The 21,488-nt window shown below is 39.7% G+C and carries 14 protein-coding genes; 5 read left to right on the top strand and 9 right to left on the bottom strand.

Annotated features, from left to right (window positions below):
• The first annotated feature begins 26 nt into the window (after nucleotides 1-26).
• The 3 genes from C4F49_RS14090 to C4F49_RS14100 all read left to right on the top strand — a co-directional run bounded on the left by C4F49_RS14090 (nucleotide 27) and on the right by C4F49_RS14100 (nucleotide 3,665).
• The gene (locus C4F49_RS14090) at nucleotides 27-854 is read left to right on the top strand and encodes an amidohydrolase family protein (protein WP_196936484.1); all 828 of its coding nucleotides are present in this window, start codon (nucleotides 27-29) and stop codon (nucleotides 852-854) included.
• Nucleotides 855-860: 6 nt separating this feature from the next.
• Entirely contained in the window at nucleotides 861-1,649 is a 789-nt protein-coding gene (locus tag C4F49_RS14095) for an L-fucose dehydrogenase (RefSeq protein WP_196936485.1), read from the top strand.
• Nucleotides 1,650-2,774: 1,125 nt separating this feature from the next.
• The gene (locus tag C4F49_RS14100; protein ID WP_196936486.1) at nucleotides 2,775-3,665 is read left to right on the top strand and encodes an SDR family oxidoreductase; all 891 of its coding nucleotides are present in this window, start codon (nucleotides 2,775-2,777) and stop codon (nucleotides 3,663-3,665) included.
• 969 nt (nucleotides 3,666-4,634) lie between these two features.
• Here the strand turns inward: C4F49_RS14100 and glpT are convergent.
• The 9 genes from glpT to C4F49_RS14145 all read right to left on the bottom strand — a co-directional run bounded on the left by glpT (nucleotide 4,635) and on the right by C4F49_RS14145 (nucleotide 19,281).
• Nucleotides 4,635-5,978: a glycerol-3-phosphate transporter gene (glpT, locus tag C4F49_RS14105; RefSeq protein WP_196936487.1), complete on the bottom strand. Its 1,344-nt coding sequence runs from the start codon at nucleotides 5,976-5,978 to the stop codon at nucleotides 4,635-4,637.
• Nucleotides 5,979-6,007: 29 nt separating this feature from the next.
• Nucleotides 6,008-6,919 (bottom strand): glycerophosphodiester phosphodiesterase family protein, encoded by a 912-nt coding sequence (locus C4F49_RS14110; RefSeq protein ID WP_196936488.1) that lies wholly within the window; start codon nucleotides 6,917-6,919, stop codon nucleotides 6,008-6,010.
• Nucleotides 6,920-6,971: 52 nt separating this feature from the next.
• The gene (locus tag C4F49_RS14115) at nucleotides 6,972-8,906 is read right to left on the bottom strand and encodes a calcineurin-like phosphoesterase C-terminal domain-containing protein (RefSeq protein WP_196936489.1); all 1,935 of its coding nucleotides are present in this window, start codon (nucleotides 8,904-8,906) and stop codon (nucleotides 6,972-6,974) included.
• Between the two features lie 68 nt (nucleotides 8,907-8,974).
• Nucleotides 8,975-10,543 (bottom strand): DUF5689 domain-containing protein, encoded by a 1,569-nt coding sequence (locus C4F49_RS14120; RefSeq protein ID WP_196936490.1) that lies wholly within the window; start codon nucleotides 10,541-10,543, stop codon nucleotides 8,975-8,977.
• Nucleotides 10,544-10,553: 10 nt separating this feature from the next.
• The gene (locus C4F49_RS14125; RefSeq protein WP_196936491.1) at nucleotides 10,554-11,990 is read right to left on the bottom strand and encodes a SusD/RagB family nutrient-binding outer membrane lipoprotein; all 1,437 of its coding nucleotides are present in this window, start codon (nucleotides 11,988-11,990) and stop codon (nucleotides 10,554-10,556) included.
• 14 nt (nucleotides 11,991-12,004) lie between these two features.
• Nucleotides 12,005-15,244 carry a SusC/RagA family TonB-linked outer membrane protein gene (locus tag C4F49_RS14130; RefSeq protein ID WP_196936492.1) on the bottom strand — a complete coding sequence of 1,080 codons (3,240 nt, stop codon included), beginning with the start codon at nucleotides 15,242-15,244 and terminating at the stop codon, nucleotides 12,005-12,007.
• A 194-nt stretch (nucleotides 15,245-15,438) separates the two neighbouring features.
• Complete coding sequence (locus C4F49_RS14135; protein WP_196936493.1) at nucleotides 15,439-16,164, bottom strand: MIP/aquaporin family protein; 726 nt, start codon at nucleotides 16,162-16,164, stop codon at nucleotides 15,439-15,441.
• Between the two features lie 25 nt (nucleotides 16,165-16,189).
• Nucleotides 16,190-17,686 carry a glycerol kinase GlpK gene (glpK, locus tag C4F49_RS14140; RefSeq protein WP_196936494.1) on the bottom strand — a complete coding sequence of 499 codons (1,497 nt, stop codon included), beginning with the start codon at nucleotides 17,684-17,686 and terminating at the stop codon, nucleotides 16,190-16,192.
• Nucleotides 17,687-17,715: 29 nt separating this feature from the next.
• On the bottom strand, nucleotides 17,716-19,281 hold the full coding sequence (locus C4F49_RS14145) for a glycerol-3-phosphate dehydrogenase/oxidase (protein WP_196936495.1): 1,566 nt from the start codon (nucleotides 19,279-19,281) through the stop codon (nucleotides 17,716-17,718).
• A gap of 114 nt (nucleotides 19,282-19,395) precedes the next feature.
• Here C4F49_RS14145 and C4F49_RS14150 point away from each other — a divergent pair, with 114 nt between their 5' ends.
• Entirely contained in the window at nucleotides 19,396-20,154 is a 759-nt protein-coding gene (locus tag C4F49_RS14150) for a DeoR/GlpR family DNA-binding transcription regulator (protein WP_196936496.1), read from the top strand.
• Nucleotides 20,155-20,215: 61 nt separating this feature from the next.
• Nucleotides 20,216-21,484 (top strand): Gfo/Idh/MocA family oxidoreductase, encoded by a 1,269-nt coding sequence (locus C4F49_RS14155; protein WP_196936497.1) that lies wholly within the window; start codon nucleotides 20,216-20,218, stop codon nucleotides 21,482-21,484.
• The last annotated feature ends 4 nt before the right edge of the window (nucleotides 21,485-21,488 follow it).

The following is a 21,488-nucleotide window of genomic DNA, read 5'->3' on the forward strand; positions in this document are numbered from 1 at the left end:
GGATAAGGGGTATAATAATTAACCATATGCGAATAGATGCTCATCAACATTTTTGGATATACGATGCGGTAAAAGATGCATGGATTACAGATGAAATGGCTGTATTGCAACGCAACTTTATGCCGACGGATCTTGCACCCGTTTTAAAAGCCAATCAGATAGACGGCGTAATCGCTGTGCAAGCTGACCAATCGCTTCAGGAGACACAGTTTCTAGTCGATCTATCGACCATGTACGCGATGATTAAAGCGGTAGTCGGATGGGTTGATCTGCAATCGCCTACGCTGCATGAACAACTGAATCATTTCAGGCAATTTCCGATTATCAAAGGCTTCCGGCATATCGTTGAAGCAGAATCTGATCCCGATTTCTTGCTTCGTGATGCGGTGCAGGGAGGCATCGAAAAGCTAACGGAGTATGGCTATACCTATGATTTATTGGTCAAACCTATTCATTATCCAGCGGCATTATCCTGTGTTCGCAACAATCCCGAACAGCAGTTTATTTTAGATCATATGGCGAAGCCAAATATCAAAGATAAAGCATTTGAAGATTGGGCGCAGTTTATCGATGAATTGGGTCGTCTGCCAAATGTCGCCTGCAAGATTTCTGGACTAGCGACAGAATCAGATTGGGAAAATTGGGAATTGGTAGATTTTGCGCCGTACATACAGCATGCAGTTCGCAGTTTTGGAAAGGACCGTTTGTTATTCGGCTCTGATTGGCCGGTCTGCTATTTGGCTGCCAGTTATGAAGAAGTGATAGCGATTGTAGAGAATAATTTGGTGGATTTTACTTCAGCGGAGCTGAATGGATTTTGGGGAGAGAATGCAAAGCGCATTTATAAATTTTAAAAGAAAATGGATTTAAATCTAAGAGATAAAGTCATTGTAGTAACCGGAGCGGCGAAAGGAATAGGCCGTGGTATTGTGCATGCTTTGGCAAAAGAAGGAGCGATTCCGGTCATTGTCGGCCGTACGCAAGCAGATAACCTGATCATACAGCAGGAAGTAGAAGCTTTGGGGGCCACAGCATTTGCTGTCGAAGCCGAATTATCGGATCCGAAAGCATGCGAAGAAGCTGTAAAAGCCGTCATCCAGAAGTACAATCGAATTGATGGTTTGGTCAATAATGCAGGAGTTAATGATGGCGTCGGTCTGGCATCTGGTAGCTACGAAGGCTTTGTTGCATCTCTGCATAAAAACTTAATCCATTATTACTTAATGGCACATTATGCCTTGGATGAACTTAAAAAATCCAAAGGCCCAATCTTAAATATTTCCTCGAAAACTGCCGAAACGGGGCAGGGGAATACCTCCGCATACGCTGCATCCAATGGCGGAAGAAATGCGCTTACGCGCGAGTGGGCCGTAGAATTATTGCCTTTTGATATCCGCGTCAATGCGATTGTCGTTGCCGAAGCGTCCACGCCTCAATACGATAACTGGATCAAGACGCTCGATAATCCGGAAGAAACCCTAAAGAAAATCACCGACCGCATCCCTTTTCAAAACCGAATGACGACTTCCGAGGAAATCGCCAATACCGCTGTCTTTCTTCTTTCCGACAGATCCAGCCATACCACCGGACAGCTAATCCATATCGATGGCGGTTATGTGCATTTGGATCGATCGCTGATTAAGGAGTGATAGATATGAGATATGAGATTTGAGATATGAGAGGATAGATATGAGATTTGAGAATTCGCAAGCGCAAATTGTCAATCTGACGGAATGGACGAGTCTCAAGTTAGTGACTAGAAATGTTTTTTTACTTTTAAATTTTTACTTTTTACTTTGAAAACTGGGAGATGTCGAACTTTGAATAAACGGGATTTGCAATCCCGTAAAATAGAGCGGATTGCAAATCCGCTGTTATCAGACATTCAGGATGACCCTTCGGAACATCCTGAATAGCGAAATAGCGAATATTGTCAATCTGAGTGAAACGAAGATTCTCGCAATTTGATTCTGCTGTTTCTTAATTTAAAAATGAATGAAAAACGTCAACTAATTACATCATGAATTCCGATTTAATACTTCTGATAACGAGCAGTATCATTTGCTTTTTGACGATAGGCTATACCATCAAAAGAAATAGAAAATTTGGTCTAATCAATCTGGCTTTATTTGGAATATATAGTCTGTATTTCTATTTTAATTATTTTATTAATGACGGAGGTGGCATTTCGTTGATTTATTGGGCTTATCTTTTATTTGTTACCTTATTACACAGCACCCTTATTGGAGGTTATTATATCATTAAGTATTTCAGAGGGGTGTTTAGTGGATAATGAAACAGCGCTATTAGCAGGCGCAAGTTGTCAATCTGACGGAATGGACGAGTCTCAAGTTAGTGACTAGAAATGTTTTTTTACTTTTAAATTTTTACTTTTTACTTTGAAAACAGGAAGATGTCGAACTTTGAATAAACGGGATTTGCAATCCCGCAAAATAGAGCGGATTGCAAATCCGCTGTTATCAGACATTCAGGATGACCCTTCGGAACATCCTGAATAGCTAAATATTGTCATTCTGACGGAACGGAAGAGTCTCAAACTTACATCCTAGATTCTTTGCTGTGCTCAAAATGACATTAGGTGTAATTGTCATTCTGAATAAAACGAAGATTCTCAACAATCATTATCGACCTATATTACCTAGAAATGTTTTTGAATTTTGAATTTTAACTTTTGAATTAAACTCCTGAATTTACTCCAAAGAAACATTTTTCAATATGGTATGTTAAACAAGCATATACCAAATGAAAATGATATGAAAACGAAAAATCAAGCTAATCCTATCAAAAAGTATCCGAGTCCACCGTTTAAAAAGCAAACTCAAAAACCGCCAGGTGTTGAAAAAGATTTAAAACCAAAAGCCGACCATGGTGAGAAGAGCTATCAAGGTAATGGCTTATTAAAAGACAAAGCCGTCATTATTACAGGTGGCGATTCTGGAATCGGAAAAGCAGTTGCCATTGCGATGGCGAGAGAAGGAGCGGATATAGTAATTTCTTATCTGGATAAAGTAGAAGATGAAGATGCGAAAGACACGCTTAAATGGGTGAAGAAAGCAGGCCGTAAAGCGATACTAGTTCGTGGCGATATTCGTTCGGAAGCGCAGTGCAAAAAGATTGTAAACAAATGTGTTAAGGAATTCGGAAAGGTTGATATCATTATCAATAATGCAGCATATCAGATGACTTATCAAACGGTCGAAGAGATAACAGCTGAAGAATGGAACAAAACATTTGAAACCAATATGAGCGCAATGTTTTATTTAGTCAAACATGCAAAAAGCCATATTCCAGCAGGAGGTTCGATTATCAATACAACCTCGGTCAATGCTTACGACCCAAATCCTACTTTATTGCCGTATGCAGCAACCAAAGGCGCTATTCAGAATTTTACAGCGAGCTTAGCACAACTATTTTTGGAAGATGGTTCTGGCATTCGGGTTAACGCTGTCGCTCCAGGCCCGATATGGACGCCATTAATTCCGAGCACAATTCCAAAACATGATAAGTTTGGCGATAACACACCGATTGGAAGGCCGGGGCAACCCATTGAGATTGCTCCAATCTATGTCTTCTTAGCATCCGAAGCAGCGTCTTATATCTCCGGGGCTACCATACCAGCAACAGGTGGTCGAGTAACGATTTAGTGGTTAATAAGTTTTTTTCGGGTAAGGAATAAAGAGCAAGGAGCAAGGATTTTGTCAATCTGAGTGAAACGAAGATTCTCAAACGTACGTCTTAGATTCTTCTCTGCGCTACCAATGACAGATTTAATACTGGCTAAGCCATACAGATATTGCTCCGTAGGAGCTACCGCTTTGTAGCAAGATTAATTGATAAATATATGCGTGCCTTAGGCACGCTCCTTTTGGAAAAGGATTGTACCTACCGTACAGAATATTTCGCTGGGATGTTTGCTACAAAGCGGTTGTGCTTAGGACACATTGACTGGAAAATGTATTGCTTTTGAACTTGCTCCGTAGGAGCAAAATACTTGTAGCAAAGGAATGCGCAATAAAAGCAGCGTGCCGTAGGTACGCAACAATTTATTTTTAAGCTATATGAATCTTTTCGATTGGGTTGCGTACCTAGGGCACGCATTAAATCTCTTACGTATTTCTACAAACATTCAGCCTCTGACGAGGCTTTAAAAGAGAGTATAATCCAAACTTTACTATCTCCAGGTCTTACGCAACAAAACATCAATCAGCAAAACATTGTCATCCTATTCCAAAAGTTTTGCGCGCAAAATTTTACCCCTCAGAATGACAATATGTATAATTGTCACTCCGCTGTTCGATATCTTCCGAAGGGAGATGTCGAACTTATAATAAACGGGATTTCCAATCCCGAAAGACTAGTTTATTTGCGGATTAAAAATCCGCTTTTATCAAAGATTCTGGATGCCCTTTCGGAACATCCAGAATAGCGAACAATATGCGTTATTGTCACTCTGAGTGAAACGAAGAGTCTCAAACTTACATTTTAGATTCTTCAAGATAAAACATGCACACGCGAAACGCGTGCGCTAGCGAATGAATTAATACGCATAAAGGTTTTTTTACTTTTGAATTTTTACTTTTTACTTTGAAAAGCTTTTTACTTTGAAAAACTTTCTACCCCTTCAATCCTAATAGTTCTTTTTCTTTATTCCATGTAAAAGACGTAAATACAATCGCGAGCAGACAGGCAGCAATCATAACAATAAAGCCACCGTCCCATCCGAAATGATCAACAACGTATCCCATTGCGATGTTCGCAAATAAAGCTCCGCCCATATAACCGAATAATCCTGTTAATCCTGCAGCTGTTCCTGCAGCTTTCTTAGGAGCTAAATCCAATGCTTGCACACCGATCAACATTACCGGACCATAGATCAAGAATCCGATAGCGACTAATGCGATATTGTCAACAAGGATATTTCCTGGAGGATTTTTCCAATACACAACAACAGCCACTAGTACCAATAGCATATAGATAATCGTTGCGGGAGCTCTTCTGCCTTTGAAGACTTTATCCGAAATCCATCCACACAATAAAGTTCCAGGGATTCCGGCATATTCATATAAGAAATATGCCCATCCAGTTTCCTTAACAGAAAATCCTTTGGCTTCTTCCAAGTAGGTCGGCGACCAATCAAGAATACCATAGCGCACTAAATACACAAAAGCATTCGCGAAAGCGATATACCAAAGCATTTTGTTATTGAAAATATATTTAAAGAATATTTCTTTTGCCGAAAGCTCAATTTCATTCTTTTCGCTGTAATCCTTCGGGTAATCATTTTTATATTTCTCAATAGGAGGCAGGCCACAGGATTGGGGGGTATCTCTCACCAAAGCATAAGCTATAATAGCGAATAGGATCGCAATCATTCCCGGAAAGTAAAACTTGCTATGCCAGTCGGCAAAGATTTCCATTCCATAGATCGTAATCGGACCAACCAATCCGCCACCCACATTATGGGCAACATTCCAGATAGACATTTTAGTTCCGCGTTCTTTTACGGAAAACCAATGCACCATCACCCGTCCACAGGCTGGCCATCCCATTCCTTGAAACCATCCGTTGATAAATAACAGGACGAACATCAGTAGGATGGAAGAGGTAGCGAAGGGAACGAATCCCATAAAGATCATCGTACAAGCGGAAAGCAATAGTCCGACGGTCAAGAAAACTCTCGCATTGCTTCGGTCAGATACATTTCCCATAAAAAACTTGCTCAATCCATAAGCGATCGACACGCCTGATAAAGCCCATCCTAAATCTGACTTGCTATAGCCTTGTTCCAATAAGTCAGGCATGGCCATGCTGAAGTTTTTCCGTACTAGGTAATATCCGGCATAGCCGATAAATATCCCTAAGAAAACTTTCCAGCGCAAAGTTTTATAGACAGGATCGACACGGTCGAGCGGCAAAGGTTCTTTATGAGCTGCGGGTTTGAATATATTTAATGACATGATCGTTTTTTGGTAGATGTATAAGTATGCTAAAACAGATTAGGATAATCGGAAATAATTCCGTCGACACCTAATTTCCTTAAAGATTCGATTTCTTGAACTGTATTGACCGTCCAAGGAATTACTTTAATGCCCTGCTGTTTTGCTTGATTTAATAAGTCTTCCGTTACTATTTTGTAATTAGGACTCAGGATATAAGGTTTGAAACCAAGTTCGCTAATGATTTCCTGAATCGATTGTTTGTTTTTGGCATCGATCAGGTAGGATGTTTTGATAGCTGGGTATTTCTTATTGATGTACTGGATCGTACGTTTGTCAAAAGATTGGATAACGGTGCGGGATGCAATACCAGCTTTCGTTATTTCAGCGACTAACAGGTCTGAGAATTCTTTAGGAGCAGGATGGTATTCGCCATCTTTGCCCTCTTTGCTTTTTGTCTCAATGTTATAGAACATCGGAGCATGACGCTTTAGCTTCGCATAAGCTTCAGACTCTTTGATCAGGTCACTTAGCAAGGCAATATGTGTTTCTATTTTTTTCTGCTGCGGAAAATCTGCATAAGGCTTTGTTCCGATATCGTAAGCGGCAAGTTCCTTATAATTTAGGTCATAAATCAATGGGCCTTGATTTCCTTGCAATTCTTTGCCATTCGGATCCAACACAAATTTTGCATTTAAGTAATGGTCATGATAGACCACGACTTGCTTATCCTTCGTGATGTGGCAATCCATTTCCAATGTCGTTACTTTTGGAAGATCAATGGCGACTTTCATTGCGCCAATTGAATTCTCTGGATAAAGTCCACGTGCGCCACGATGTCCTTCATACGCAAAGGCTGGGAAAGGTATCGAATCTTGAGCAACAGTTTTTTGCATCTTACATCCATGTGTAGTTAAAGCGGCTAATAATACAGCGGCTATAAGTGAATTCTTTTTTATCATTTTAGTAGAATATAAATTGGGAGCACAAGCTATATACTCCCAAAAATAATCATTAATTCATTGAGGTGCTAAACTCTTTTGGCCTAACCATTTTTTGTGTGGATTTATTTCCAAAACGGTCTTCAACGGTTATGTCTATTGTAGATTTTGCATCTGAAGCTGTCGCTAAAAACAAATGCGATGTCGAGCTGGAGACAAATGAATCCGTCGGGTTGGCATTAACATTTAAGCGCTGCATCGAGTAGGAGATAATGTGCAAAGGATCCGGTTTGTGAACACGCTGGATCGCTAAGGGTTTTCCATTTTCGGTAACTGTAATTTTCCAGTTCGGCTCATATCCCCATACATTCAGCAGGATTTCATTTTTGCTATTCTTCGTTGCATATTCTTTTGCATAAGTCGGAACTTTCGCTTTATACGTGTCATTCGCCTTTGGCGTAAATTTATCTGCCGTAATGTGAACGTTATTTAAATCATAAGCTCTGAACTGATACGTCTTGTCATAGCCAATGCTCTTGTAATACCATGTCAGGTCTTTTCCAGTATTCTCCCAAACTTGATAACCTCCGGGGCTTCCATCTTTTGAAATATGGTTTCCGGCATAACCCGAACGTCCTGTCCACCACCAAGTCGCACAAACAGCAGCAACATTATGTTCCATCAACGTCGGACTTTCAATGCGGTAATTAACATGTGTATGGCCTGTCAATACTTGGATATTGCTGAATCCTTCCAGATTAGCAACAAGGTCTTTGCTATTTTTTAAGTAGTAATTGTAATTGTTGATATTGGGGTTTGTATGCAAAGGAATATGCATTGCCAAAATGATAGGAGCAGATTTGTCCGAAATGGTCTCTAAATCTTTTTTTAACCAATCAAGCTGATTTTGCGTAATCCTAGCTTCGTACGAACGATCGCCAACAACACCAATCGAGCCACCGTTATTATTAAAAACGGTATTGTCCAAAACAATATAATGTACTTTTCCAATATTGAATGAATAATAAGTCGGTCCAATCGTCTTGCGGTATGCATTTTCAGATAACCAGTCATTGGCAACGTAAGGATCATTGTCATGATTTCCAATCGTATTATAAATCGGAATATGTAGATCTTTCATCTGGTTCAGGTATTCCGGCAGGGCAAAACTATTGCTATACCAATAGGCATCCCAAGTTTGATCTCCTAAAGTCAGTCCATAGACTTTGCCAGAAGTCTTTGCAATCAGTGCTTTGGCATCTGCCATAAAACCTTTTTGAAATTGGGAAAGATCATCATTTCTATTTGCCAAATGCATATCGGCCATCACTAGCAGCGTATGGTTCTCATTGTTGACCGAAGTCAATTCAAAGTCTTTGATTTCTGATTTTGACGTTTCGCCATTTAGGCTTTTGTAAAACTGAGGAATTGTATTCTTTGTTGCAACTTCATAATTGGAGGGCACGGAGATAAACACATAGCCATTTTTTTTGGCAGAAGCCAAATAATAGATGCCATTTGCATCGGTCGAGGTAACTTCAACACCATCTGAAACAATCACATTTGCAACGCCTTTGCCTTTAGAATATACCGTTCCTTTGACAGTCATACCTTCTTTCTCAGGAATGTCTTTGTTGAAGATTAGGCTTACGTCGACATTTGCTAAGTGAATTGATTTGTCATTTCTTACTAATGTCAAGTCATACGAAGTTTCTTGAATCTTCTCTGAAAAGGGAAGTATAGCTTGTGTTCCCTTTATCTCTTTGATCGGAATTGTAAACATGCTGTTTTCAGACAATGACCTAAATTGAATCAAGTCTTCGGCTTTGAAACCATTACCAATCAATTCAAAATCTTTGTTGATCACAATTTCAAAGTTTTTAGGAATATCAAGTTGGCTTATTTCAATTGTTCCGTTTGTTGGCTGTTCAACATGCAACTTTTTTCCACATGAAGCAGAAATAAAAAGCAACAGTAAAAAAGGGTAGATGATGGTTTTATAATTCATTTTACAGGATTAAGTAAAATAATACTATCCAGAAATTTACGAAAAATTCTGGATAGTATATACACTTATTAATCTTCTAGTACGGTAATGTTTTCCCCTGTTTCTAATTCACTGATAACAGATGATTTTGTCATCGTATGGAATACATAGTTTCTTGGAGTTGTCCATTTGCGAGTAGTTGTATTAAATACACCGCCAAGCTTAACAAAGAAACCGACATCAGTAGGGGTTGAATGTGGGATGCGGTATTGGTTGGTTCCCATTGAAAACAAAGGCTGTGCTTCGCCAGTCGTTTGGTTAGTCACGTTGTAATGGTCATTGTTGCCAATGCGATAACCTTTAATGCCTATGGAATCAACAATTGTCGCTGTTCCTGTTCCACCGAAGAAGACAGCATCAATCGGAACTGTTTGTTCTCCGACATTCGTTCCAACGAACAAACCTATTGCACCGGCATTTCCACTATTTGGCAATAGACCTGAACTCGCATTTCCTATACCATCACCAGCGGTAGTCGTATAGGCGATTGTTCTAATCCAGTTCGCTGCAGAAATAGAAGTAGAGTTTGGACCATTAATTCTTTTTTGGCTACCGCCAACATAGAAAAATTCGCCCTTGCTTACTTTTCCTTCGGTTAAATTAAACTTATACGTTCTTCCTCCACCTGTTGCCCAGCCTGCTGCTGGAGGAGCTCCAGGATTTGGAGTAGCCGCTCCCGCATTAGTTCCCAAAATCAATGAGAAAGGAATTTCTGTAAAATCGATATCCGTATTGGCACGAAGCTGAATGTATTCATAATTTCCATCTCCGCCATTCGGGTCATTTACAAATCCAGTAATGATCAATGGCATTGCACCTAGGTTTCCTGGGATTTCAGGATCGGAGATATCTCTAATGTTAGAGTAGAATAATGGGAGGATGTCAAATTTTGTCGTTGCAGGAGCTTTAGATCCTAACAAAACACCAACTATTTCAATGTTTCTCGGAAGTTTCTCTTGTGCGAAATCTGCTGTAGGCAATGTGCGCAAGGTTACTGTATCTGCTCCGTTCAACAATAGCTTTCCACCTTCTAAAGTTTCACCTTCTGTAGGTTTAGGGAAAACTTCGCATCCTAGAATAGATACTAATGTACTCTCAAATACATCAGGGCGTGAATTAATTGCGTTTGCATTCGTACGTCGGCTATGTAATTGATTACTAGATGAAATTTTTTGAATATCAGACTCAGTTACCCCATCAAGATAAAGATATCCGTCTTTTTTAAGGGTTTTGTTCTCAATATTGACAACAATAGAATCACCAGGTAAGTAATTCGTTGCAATAGATCCAACCTTTATAGCAATACCTCTGAATTGTGCATTCTTATACTGTTGCATAAGAATCAAGCCTTCGGGAACATTTCCATTCTGATGATTTGAAATTACCAAACCTGTAATCTCTTTTGCAGAACTTACTTTGTCTTCAGTTAGCTGTATATCTTGTCCTTTATACACGGCTCTCAAATATTCTAATGAGATGTATGGACTTGGCGATCCTGCCGCGTAATCATGTTTTTCACAAGATTGGAATACATAAATGAGCGCCAGCAATGGAATTGCCAGTTTTAATTTCGAAAATAATTTATTGAACTTTTTCATAATTTCCTTCTTATGGTTTTTGCCACCAAACTAATGTGTTAATATTGTCAGCACCTTGAATTTCGACTGCTTTTCTATAATTCTCTCTATTTGATGATTGAATGTATACTGGGTAGTTTAAACGCACAGGCATTTTTCCTTGATTTAAATGACCAGATAGAATAGGTAATTTCGGATATCCTGTTCTTCTGAACTCAAACCAGGATTGTAGGTCTGTGAAAAACAAGGCATAATATTTCTGCTGAAAGATCAGTTCCATTTTATTGTCCAATGATGCATCTTCATTCCAAACGACATGCTCACCCAATAAGTAATTTTCAGGAAGTTCATAACCCCAAAGCTGGATGGCATTTGTTACTCCCGTTTCATAGTAAGTTTTCGCAGGTGTTGATGAAACATACCCTTTAATAGCAGCTTCCGCTAACGTGAACTGCAATTCAGAATAATTTAAGATATTTCCAAGAAGTGGTTCAACCATCAATGAAGTCGGAAGTGTTGATTTTGAAGCTGGAGGATCTCCCAAAGGATATCCACTAGGGATTCCAGCATATTCGCCATCGCTTAATGTAGCCCATTTTTGAATACGTGGATCAGACCATTCGTTTAAATTATCAACAAAAAAGCTTGCTAGTTTCGGCGTATACCAATCTGCCGGTCTCCAAGTTGCAAATGGAGAAACATAAGGCGATGAACCAGACCAACGTAAAATAGCAGATTCTGTATTGTTTGCCATAACAGGATAAACTGTTGGTTGCTCATCAACAAGTTTTTTAATAATTGCAGCTGTTCCTAATTCTGACTTTTGCGAAACGCGCATTAATAAACGCAAGTACAATGAATTCCCGAATTTTCTCCATAACAATGCGTTTCCAGCAAAAATCGGATCACTAGCTCCATCGATATTGGTGCTATTTGTCAATAAGGTATTTGCTTCTTCTAGTTTTACAAATAGATCTTTGTAAATATCAGATTGTAAATCGAATGAAGGAGTAAAGTTGTTTTCTTTACTTTGGATTGCATTGAAATAGGGGATATCTCCGTACGTATCTGTCAACATAGAGAATATCCAAGCCTGACAGATCAACGATATACCCATGTACGTTTTAGAATCTAATTCTTCAGCATAGGTATAAATATCTTTGAAATTTGTCAATTGCAAATACCAGTTGTTCCAAAGGTAATCACCCTCAGAAGAACGTATTTCATAACGAAATATGCGGCCATCGCCATCACCCATATTTACCGTGACTTGCATCAATTCATTCGTCAAGCGCTGACTGCGGCTCATGTTGTATCCAACGACTTTTGTTATCGCAGGAGCTAATAAGTTTTTCGGAAGAACTTTCTCAACACCATTTGGATTTGTGTTAATTTCTTCGAATCCTTGATTACATGATGTTATTACAAAAAGTCCTAACAGCATGCTTATCGTTTTTAATTTTCTCATTTTCTTAATTACGATTAAATACCAATAACTAAATTAAATCCAAATGTTCTTGTTGCAGGAAATTGTCCGAGCTCAAAACCTTTGTTAATATCTCCATTGCCAAGCGTTCCGAATTCAGGATCAAAACCTGGCCATTTAGTCCATGTATATAGATCACGTCCAAATACACCGATCGTCGCACGGTTAATTCCGAAACGTGACAATTGCTTAGCATTTAGATTGAAATCGATGCGTGCTTCTCTTAATTTTAAGAAATCGGTAGAATAACTTGTACCTTCCACATTATCGCGTCCTAAATGTGCATTGTAGTAATCCCAGATATTCTCTGCGATTACGTCATTCGGACGGAAAGATCCATCTGTATTCTGAATAACACCATTTCCGATAATTCCGTTGTAACGGCCAGGAAGTGTGTTTTTAGTTTTTCCTTGTTCGGCTAAAGTCGCTGCGGTCAATGAATAACCTACTGCACCAATCTGCGCATCAAATAGGAAACTGATTCTAAATTGTTTGTAACTGAATTGATTGTTGATACTTGCTCTCCAGGTCGGATTTGTATTTCCGATATACATCAAGCTGTCGGTCAATGTCGGCAATCCGTTGTTGTAAATAATATCACCCTGTGGCGAACGGTTGTATCCGCGTCCATATAAATCACCCATTGTTCCACCAACATAAGCCATGATAGCACCGCGGCTACCCGGACCATTTTGTAAAGTCATGAAAGGCTGATCTTCGGTAAGTTCTAAGATTTTGTTCTTATTCGCACTGAACGTTCCATTGATGTTCCAGACAAAATCAGATTTAGTTTTAATTGGATTTGCAAATGCTTCAATTTCAATTCCGCTATTTTCAATCTCACCTGCATTGATAATCGCCGTGCTAGATCCCGAAGAACGGTCTAAGATGGCTGATAAATGCTGTTCGTAAGTATTCATTTTGTAGTACGTAAATCCTAACGAATACCTATTTCTAACAAATTTTAAATCTGTACCCACCTCAAAACTTCTTGTTCTTAATGGCTTTAAAGTCAAATTAGGAACTTGTGTAGGGTTGGATGAACCTCCAGGGAACGTTGGTTCGCTATTGTAAACGTAGCTCGTTTGGTAAGGAGTCGTTGAACCGCTACCGACAGCTGCTATCGAAGATCTTAATTTTACATAAGAGATTGCCTGAGGGAATTTAACGATTTCAGATAAGATCAAACTCACGTTTGCTCCAGGATAGAAAAACGATGAATTTCCTTTTGAGTTAGGCGTTGCCAATGTACTGTTCCAGTCATTCCTTGCTGAAAAGTCAAAATAGGCAAAATCTTTATATGAAAATGTTCCTAAAGCATAGATACTATTCATTCTGTATCGAGCTGTCTGAGGAGTTGTAATTACGATACCTGCTGCATTTGCAATTGTATAGATTCCAGGAAACGACAATGAATCTGCCGCGTTTCTTTCTTGATAGTAATCATTTTTCAATGTACTTGCTCCGACAGAAACCCCAAATTTAATATCTCGGTTAAGCTCTTTGTTGTAATTGATCATTACATCCGTACTTTGCTCCTGAGAATTGATGCTTTGCGTGCGATACATTCCTTTTCTATACTTTTCCGTATCATAAGGGCGCTGTTGCGAACGTCTTTCGTTAGAAAAATCCAAATTCGTTCTCACCATCATATTCAACTCGTTCGAGAATGTATAGGTTGCTTCCACATTTCCGGTGATTCCTTTTCTATTTGATTTATTCAACATTTCGTTGGTAATCAAATAAGGGTTATCCGGAAAACTACTAAATGGATAACTTTGTGCAACACCTTCTTGGCCATTTAACCAGTAATTATCTAACCAGTTTAAAGGTGCATTAGGTAACCAAAAGATATTCCAATACATCAACGACTGATTGTTGTAACCCGTTGAAGGCAAGTTGTCGCTATGGTTTTGTTTGTAGTTGATCCTAGTCTGTACTTTTAATTTATCAGTAAACTGATGAGCTGCATTGATAGCAACTGTATTTCGGTCATATCCCGTATTCGGAATAATCCATTTATTATTTAGGTTGGTGTAGGAGAAACGCATGGTTGTCGTTTCATTTCCACCATCTAATGTTAACGAATTCGTAAAGGTTCGGCCTGTATCGAAAAACTCTTTGCGAGCATCTGGGTAAGGAACCCAAGGCGTACGCTCGGTACCTCTCGTTTGTGTAATCGGATCATATTGAAAAAAAGATTGTCCATCAAATTTAGGCCCCCAAGCAGAACTTGTGCTTCTCGTACTTGCGCCATCAACACCTGCGTTGAATGAATAATAAGTAGCGCCTTCCACCCCTTGACCATATTCATTTTGATAATCTGGCCATCTAGAAATCTGTTCAATGGTTGTGTTGGAAGTGAATGTCACACCTACACCTTTTTTAGAAGCTCCTGATTTGGTTGTAATAATAATAGCACCATTCGCACCGCGCTCTCCATAAAGCGCTGTCGCATTCGGGCCTTTAAGCACATTTAAGCTTAAAATATCTTCCGGGTTGATGTCATTCAAACCACTACCAAAGTCAGTAGGAGAGTCTGATGCCAAATAAGCACCGCTTCCGTTTCCTGTCATGCGTCCACTACCTCCGTTGATAATAATCCCATCGACAACGATTAAGGCATCATTCACACCTGTTAAATTATTTTCTCCGCGCAAAATGATTTTATTAGATCCAGCAGGGCCTCCACCAGATCTTACAAGATTGACACCCGCAACCTTTCCAGATAATGCATCCGTCCAGTTATTGGAAACAGCATCGGTTAGTTGTTCACCTTTTATTTCAGTGGCTGCATAACCCAAAGCTCTTACTTCGCGCTTAATTCCAAGCGCAGTAACAACAACTTCTGAAATTTCACTTGAAGTTTCTTCGAGCTCAATGGTTACGTTGTTTTGAGGAGTAGTAAAGGATTGTGTTTTAGTGGTGTATCCGATTAATTGGAAGCTAATCGTTGCGCCAGAAGTGACTTCGATTTCAAATAATCCGCTGTTATCTGTAGAGCCTAGCGACCTTCCGTTTTCTAAAACAGAAACGCTTGACAAAGCCAATTTTGTTGTTGAGTCAACTATCTTTCCTTTGATTTTAATTTTTTGCTGGATGGCTGAATCATTTACTTTTTCAGAAACATTTCCGTACAAATTGTTTTCAAAAAATAAAAATGCCAGCAAGAATAGCAGAAGAAAGCCATTGGGCAAACGACGCCATTTTACTTTGGATAGTAAATTTTTTAACATGATGTTGATTTAGATGATTTAGTTGCAAAAATTGTTATTGCAAAGTTAACTGTATATTAACTTTCGGTTAACAATAGGTGCGGTTTATGGTTATGAATTTAATAAGGTTTTAGCCTATAAAGGTTTAGTAAATTTTGGTAAAGGTTTAGTGAATTTTTTAAATTTTAAAGGTTTAGTAAAGTTAATTTATGTAATTAATGAATTATAGTATAAAGCAATACGGCCAGTAGGCTTCCTGCAATCGGGCCAAGTACCGGAACCCAAGCATAAGGAGCATTAAAACCTGCTTTGTTTTTAATTGGCAATAAGGCATGAACGATGCGAGGGCCTAAATCACGAGCCGGATTGATCGCATAACCGGTCGTTCCACCTAAAGAAAGACCAATTACCCAGACCAGAAAAGCAACTGGAATTCCTCCCAGCGAACCCATTCCAATGGTCGTGGTATCACCTAAAGAAGCATCCGTAAAATGAAGGATTGCAAAGATTAATACAAATGTTCCTATAAGCTCAGAAAGAAAATTCAACGGATAGTTCTTGATGGCAGGAGAGGTACAGAATACCGCTTGTTTTGCACCCGCATCTTCTGTAACGTCAAAATGGTCTTTGTGCATCAGCCACACTAAAAATGCGCCAATCATTGCGCCTAGAAACTGAGCTAAAATATAGTTTAACGTCGTTGCCCAATCCATTTTGCCCAAGGCTAAATTTGCAATCGTTACTGCTGGATTCAAATGTGCGCCACTGTAAGGCCCTGCGATGCAAACGCCGATAAAAACGGCTAATGCCCAGGCTGTACAGATAACGATCCAACCAGAATTATGACCTTTGGTACCCTTAAGAACCACATTCGCCACGACACCACCCCCGAGAAGTATCAATATGGCTGTTCCGATTAATTCTGCAATAAATGCGCTCATCATCTTTAAGTTTTAGGTGTATGAATTAAGCTTTTTCAGCCCAAAATTTAACAGTCTCCACCGCACGGTTCCATTCTTTTAAATTCTCGCTGTAATTTATTTTTTTGTTTACTTCAAAAGTTTTGTCTTCTTTCCAAAGTTCTTGCAATTCATTGATGTCTTTCCAGAAACCAACAGCTAAGCCTGCTAAATAAGCCGCTCCTAAAGCCGTAGTTTCTGTGATTTTAGGACGAATAACTTTGCTTTTTAGGATATCAGCTTGAAATTGCATCAAGAAGCTATTTTTTGTGGCTCCGCCATCGACGCGGACTTCTTTGATCTTCGCACCTGAATCGGCTTCCATTGCTTTCAAGATATCATAGGTCTGATAAGCAATACTTTCTAGCGAAGCACGCGCAATATGAGCATCATTGCTTCCTCTTGAAATTCCGAAAATCGACCCACGAGCATCAGGTACCCAATGCGGAGAACCCAATCCAGCAAAAGCGGGAACCATATAGACACCATTTGTATCCGGTACGCTTGTCGCCAATTTTTCTATTTCACTTGATTTCTTAATAATTCCTAACTCGTCTCTTAACCATTGAACAACAGCACCTCCAATAAAGATACTGCCTTCTAAGGCGTAAGTTACTTTGTTGCCAATCTTCCAACCGATTGTGGTCACGAGCTTATTTGTCGAAATAACAGGCTTGCTTCCAATATTCATTAGTAAAAAGCATCCTGTGCCATAGGTGTTTTTCACCATTCCTTTTGTCGTGCATAATTGTCCGAACAAAGCGGCTTGTTGATCACCAGCAATTCCTGCAATGGGTACAGGCTTAGCAGTTAATTCTGCACTCGTTTCTCCATACACTTCCGAACTGCTTTTGACTTCGGGCAACATGGATTCTGGAATATTGAAGATCTCCAGCAATTCTTTATCCCAAGCCAAATCGTTGATGTTATACAGCATGGTTCTCGATGCATTGGAAACATCGGTGATGTGCTTTTTGCCATCCGTTAAATTCCAGATCAACCAGCTATCGACTGTTCCGAAAGCTAACTGGCCTTTTTCTGCTAAAGCGCGCGCGCCTTTCACATGTTCCAAAATCCAGTTGATTTTCGAAGCGGAAAAGTAAGCATCGATTAAAAGCCCTGTTTTCTTTTGAATGGTTTCCAGATGGCCTTGCTCCGCAATTTCACGGCAGTAAGCAGCAGTTCTTCTGTCTTGCCAAACAATGGCATTGTAAACAGGTTCGCCAGTTTTTCGGCTCCAAACAACCGTTGTTTCGCGCTGGTTGGTGATGCCGATTCCTTTAACCAAATCGATTTTAACCTTCGATTTAGCTAGAACTTCTGTTACGACAGCGAGCTGCGTTGACCAGATAGTCTGCGGATTATGTTCTACCCATCCTGATTTTGGAAAAATCTGTTCAAATTCTTTTTGAGCGATATTCACGATCTGACCTTTCTTGTCAAATAATATGGCTCTCGAACTTGTCGTTCCTTGATCTAGTGCTAAAATATATTCTTTTACCATAATTGTATTTTTTAGGTTTACCTATGGGTTTATAGCGTATAGTTTTTTACTAATGTTTCAAATTCTGATAATTCATGATCGATCCATGCTTGGTCTTTTCCCAACGTTTGAGCCATGACCTTCGCAACAAGTGGTGCAGATTCTTTTGCGGCTTGCGCATCCAAAAGAAGCATTCTAGTTCTTCTCGACAGAAAATCCTCCACATGCAAAGCCATTTCATTTTGGCAAGACCAAACGATTTCTGCGATTACATTCTCAAAGCCGGGATGTATTTTTTGCCCAAGCGAGGCATCTGAAGCAATTAGTTTTTTGATTTCAATGGCATCAGAACCATAGACTTGCCAATGCGTATTGGTTTTCTCGGTCGTGTAGCCATGGATTTCTAAATGTTTCGTTTTGCAAGCGACTTCAGGTAGGTTTCCTACTTTAGCCACCATGTTCACTGTATCTTCGCCCATCTTGCGATACGTAGTCCATTTCCCTCCGGTAATGGTAATCAAGTTCGAATCGCTTTTGATTAGCTTATGGTCTCTTGAAATTTCTTTTGTACTGTTCGAATCGCCATCTTTTGGCGCAGCCAAAGGTCGTAAACCGGCATAAATGCTTTTCACATCTGCACGAGTAGGCGCATTCTCTAAATATTGATTAGCTGTTTTTAGAATAAATTCAATTTCTTCTTCCAAAGGCCTAGGTTCGATTTGATGTTCGTTAATCGGGGTATCAGTCGTTCCTAACAAAACATGTTCGTGCCATGGCACACCGAATAAGACACGACCATCACTGGTTTCAGGAATCATTAAGGCATCTCGACCGCCAAGAAACTTCTTGTCGACAACGATATGAGCGCCTTGACTTGGGCGTACTAAATTCTTATGCGTGGCAGTATCTAATTTTAGGATATCGTCGACGAAAATTCCCGTTGCGTTCACAACAGCTTTCGCTTTTACTCGATGCGCTGTGTTCGTTTCTCTATCGATAAATGATAACCCAATTACTTTACCGTTCAAATCTTTATGAATGCTGTTGACTTCGGCGTAGTTAATTATTGTTGCTCCATAGCTTGCCGCTGTCTGCGCTAAATTTACCGCGAGACGGGCATCATCAAACTGTCCGTCAAAATACAAGACACCGCCTTGCAGGTTGGTTGTGTTTATTTTCGGAAGCTTTTGCACTACTTCATCTTTGGATAACAATACGGATTTTCCGATGTGCAGTTTTCCTGCCATCCAATCATATAATTTCAATCCAATCAAAAACTTCATCTTATTAAAGAAACTATACGAAGGAATAACAAAGCTTTGTGTAGAAGAAACGTGCGGAGCATTCTTAAAGAGCAAGCCGCGTTCATGAAGTGCGCCTAGCACAAGCTTGATATCGCCATTGGCTAAATAACGAACTCCGCCGTGTACCAGCTTGGTGCTTTTGCTTGAAGTTCCTTTGGCAAAATCATACTTTTCGACCAAAATGGTTTTATATCCTCTTGAAGCGGCATCGACTGCAACACCCAATCCGGTTGCTCCACCTCCGATAATCGCAACATCCCATAGCGTATCGTCTTTTAGGTTTTGAATAGCTTCGTTTCTGGATAATTTCATTTTGTTTACGTAGTTAGTATTTAGATATTTAACAAAAGTATAAAATTTCGGAATAAAACGAAATAAAACGAAAACATTTTTGATTTATTTGATTATATATTCTAATTTAGGGTAATGAATAACGTAGAACGTCACCAATACATCCTAAAAAAAGCTTCCGAAGGCGGGCATATTTCAGTTTCAAATCTTTGCGAAGAACTAACCGTCTCATCCGTAACCATTCGAAAGGATTTACAATTTTTAGAAGATAGCGGTCTATTGTTTCGAACGCATGGGGGAGCGACTTTGCAGAACCCGTATCAGACCGACCGGCCCGTCTTTGAGAAAGAAAAAATCCACTCTATTGAAAAGAGCAAGATTGGCAAACGCGCCGCGCAATTAATCGAAGAGAATGATTCGATTATTATTGCTTCGGGCACGACCATGCAATATTTGGCCAAAGAAATCGTGCCTAAAGGCAACTTGACAGTCGTAACATCTGCGCTGAATGTTTCTCAGGAGTTAATCAAACATCCCAACGTGGAAATCATACAGCTTGGTGGTTCTATTCGCCATTCTTCGAATTCGGTGATGGGGCAGTTCGCCGAAGACACGCTGACAAACTTCTTCTGTTCGAAACTATTTTTAGGTGTCGACGGCATTGATGAAGAATTTGGAATCACGACGACCAATGCACAAGAGGCGCAATTGAACCGAAAAATGATTCATGCAGCGCAAAAGGTGATTGTTTTGGCCGATTCAAGTAAGTTTGGCCGTAAAAGTTTTGGAAAAATCGTTGAATTCGGGAAAATAGACATCCTTATTTCGGATAGCATACCTAAAAAATACATCGAATTATTTGATTCTTTAGGTATTCAAACCATTATTTGCTAACTTAGATTGTTTGTTGATAAAAAATCAGGGTTAAACTTAGATCATAAAATAAATTACCATAATGAAAGAAAAAAATAGTTCAAGAAGAGATTTCATTAAAAAATCACTTCTTGGAGCAGCTGCTTTTACCATCGTTCCACGGTTTGTCCTGGGCGGAAATGGTTACCTAGCGCCTAGTGATCATTTGACTAAAGGCGTTATCGGTGTTGGTGCTATGGGTCGCGGTCACTTTGCGTATGCAGGGACTAAGACGGTCGCGATTTGTGATGTTGATACGAGACATCTTGCGCTTGCACAGAATGCTTTAGGTGGCGGTATTAAAGAATTGCATGATTATCGTGAGTTGATTCAGCTTCCTGAAGTTGATATTGTCCACATTGCAACTCCTCCGCATTGGCATGGAATTATGGCTGTAGAGGCCGCGCGCTCCGGAAAGGATATTTGGTGTGAAAAACCGATGACGAGAACTATTGGAGAAGGTAAAAAAGTTAAGGAAGCTGTTGCGCAGCATGGAAACATGTTCCGCTTAAATACCTGGTTTCGTTTTACGGATAATTTTTACGGAATGAATGTTCCAGTAAAGAAAATCAAAAAATTAGTGGATACAGGCATGCTTGGATGGCCTTTGAAAGTGACGATCAGCAAGCATACTGGATTTGACTGGAAGTTCTATTGGGTAGGAAAGGAAAACCTTCCTGTGGAGCAAGCGCCAAAAGAGTTGGATTATGAAATGTGGTTAGGGCCAGCGCCTTACAAACCATATAGTACGCATCGTGTTCATACGACCTTTAGAGGATATTGGGATTATGATGGCGGCGGTTTAGGTGACATGGGTCAGCATTATTTAGACCCTGTTCAATATTTCTTAGGAAAAGACAATGAAAGTCCGGTTTCAATTGAAGTGGATGCGCCTCAACAGCATAGCGATGCCGTTGGAACTTGGCGTAAGATTGTATACACCTATGCAGATGGATGCCAGATTATTTTAGATGGTGCGGGTACAGAAGAAGGAAAAGGATATATCGAAGGCCCAGACGGAAAATTATTCAAAGGATTTGTTTCGGATATTCCTGATTTGGAACGCAAGCTAGCACAATACCCTGAACCGGAAGCTCAGGTGACTGATTTCTTGGAGTCGGTAAGAACGCGCAAGAAGTTTGCTTTAAATGAAGAAAATGGCTATTATTCAGCAACGCTTGTCAACTTGGGATTGGCAGCGCTTCGCTTGAACAGAACATTGAAATATGATTCTGCGAAGCAGGAATTTGTGAATGATGAAGCTGCGAACCGTTTAATTAATCAACCAATGCGTGGTCCTTGGACTATCTAACCTA

Source organism: Sphingobacterium hungaricum (genome assembly GCF_015210005.1).
Lineage (GTDB): Bacteria > Bacteroidota > Bacteroidia > Sphingobacteriales > Sphingobacteriaceae > Sphingobacterium > Sphingobacterium hungaricum.

Bases quoted from the DNA above. Each gene is read 5' to 3' on its own strand.
- C4F49_RS14090 (WP_196936484.1), top strand. From the start codon at position 27: ATGCGAATAGATGCTCATCAACATTTTTGGATATACGATGCGGTAAAA.
- C4F49_RS14095 (WP_196936485.1), top strand. From the start codon at position 861: ATGGATTTAAATCTAAGAGATAAAGTCATTGTAGTAACCGGAGCGGCG.
- C4F49_RS14100 (WP_196936486.1), top strand. From the start codon at position 2,775: ATGAAAACGAAAAATCAAGCTAATCCTATCAAAAAGTATCCGAGTCCA.
- glpT (WP_196936487.1), bottom strand. From the start codon at position 5,978: ATGTCATTAAATATATTCAAACCCGCAGCTCATAAAGAACCTTTGCCG.
- C4F49_RS14110 (WP_196936488.1), bottom strand. From the start codon at position 6,919: ATGATAAAAAAGAATTCACTTATAGCCGCTGTATTATTAGCCGCTTTA.
- C4F49_RS14115 (WP_196936489.1), bottom strand. From the start codon at position 8,906: ATGAATTATAAAACCATCATCTACCCTTTTTTACTGTTGCTTTTTATT.
- C4F49_RS14120 (WP_196936490.1), bottom strand. From the start codon at position 10,543: ATGAAAAAGTTCAATAAATTATTTTCGAAATTAAAACTGGCAATTCCA.
- C4F49_RS14125 (WP_196936491.1), bottom strand. From the start codon at position 11,990: ATGAGAAAATTAAAAACGATAAGCATGCTGTTAGGACTTTTTGTAATA.
- C4F49_RS14130 (WP_196936492.1), bottom strand. From the start codon at position 15,244: ATGTTAAAAAATTTACTATCCAAAGTAAAATGGCGTCGTTTGCCCAAT.
- C4F49_RS14135 (WP_196936493.1), bottom strand. From the start codon at position 16,164: ATGAGCGCATTTATTGCAGAATTAATCGGAACAGCCATATTGATACTT.
- glpK (WP_196936494.1), bottom strand. From the start codon at position 17,686: ATGGTAAAAGAATATATTTTAGCACTAGATCAAGGAACGACAAGTTCG.
- C4F49_RS14145 (WP_196936495.1), bottom strand. From the start codon at position 19,281: ATGAAATTATCCAGAAACGAAGCTATTCAAAACCTAAAAGACGATACG.
- C4F49_RS14150 (WP_196936496.1), top strand. From the start codon at position 19,396: ATGAATAACGTAGAACGTCACCAATACATCCTAAAAAAAGCTTCCGAA.
- C4F49_RS14155 (WP_196936497.1), top strand. From the start codon at position 20,216: ATGAAAGAAAAAAATAGTTCAAGAAGAGATTTCATTAAAAAATCACTT.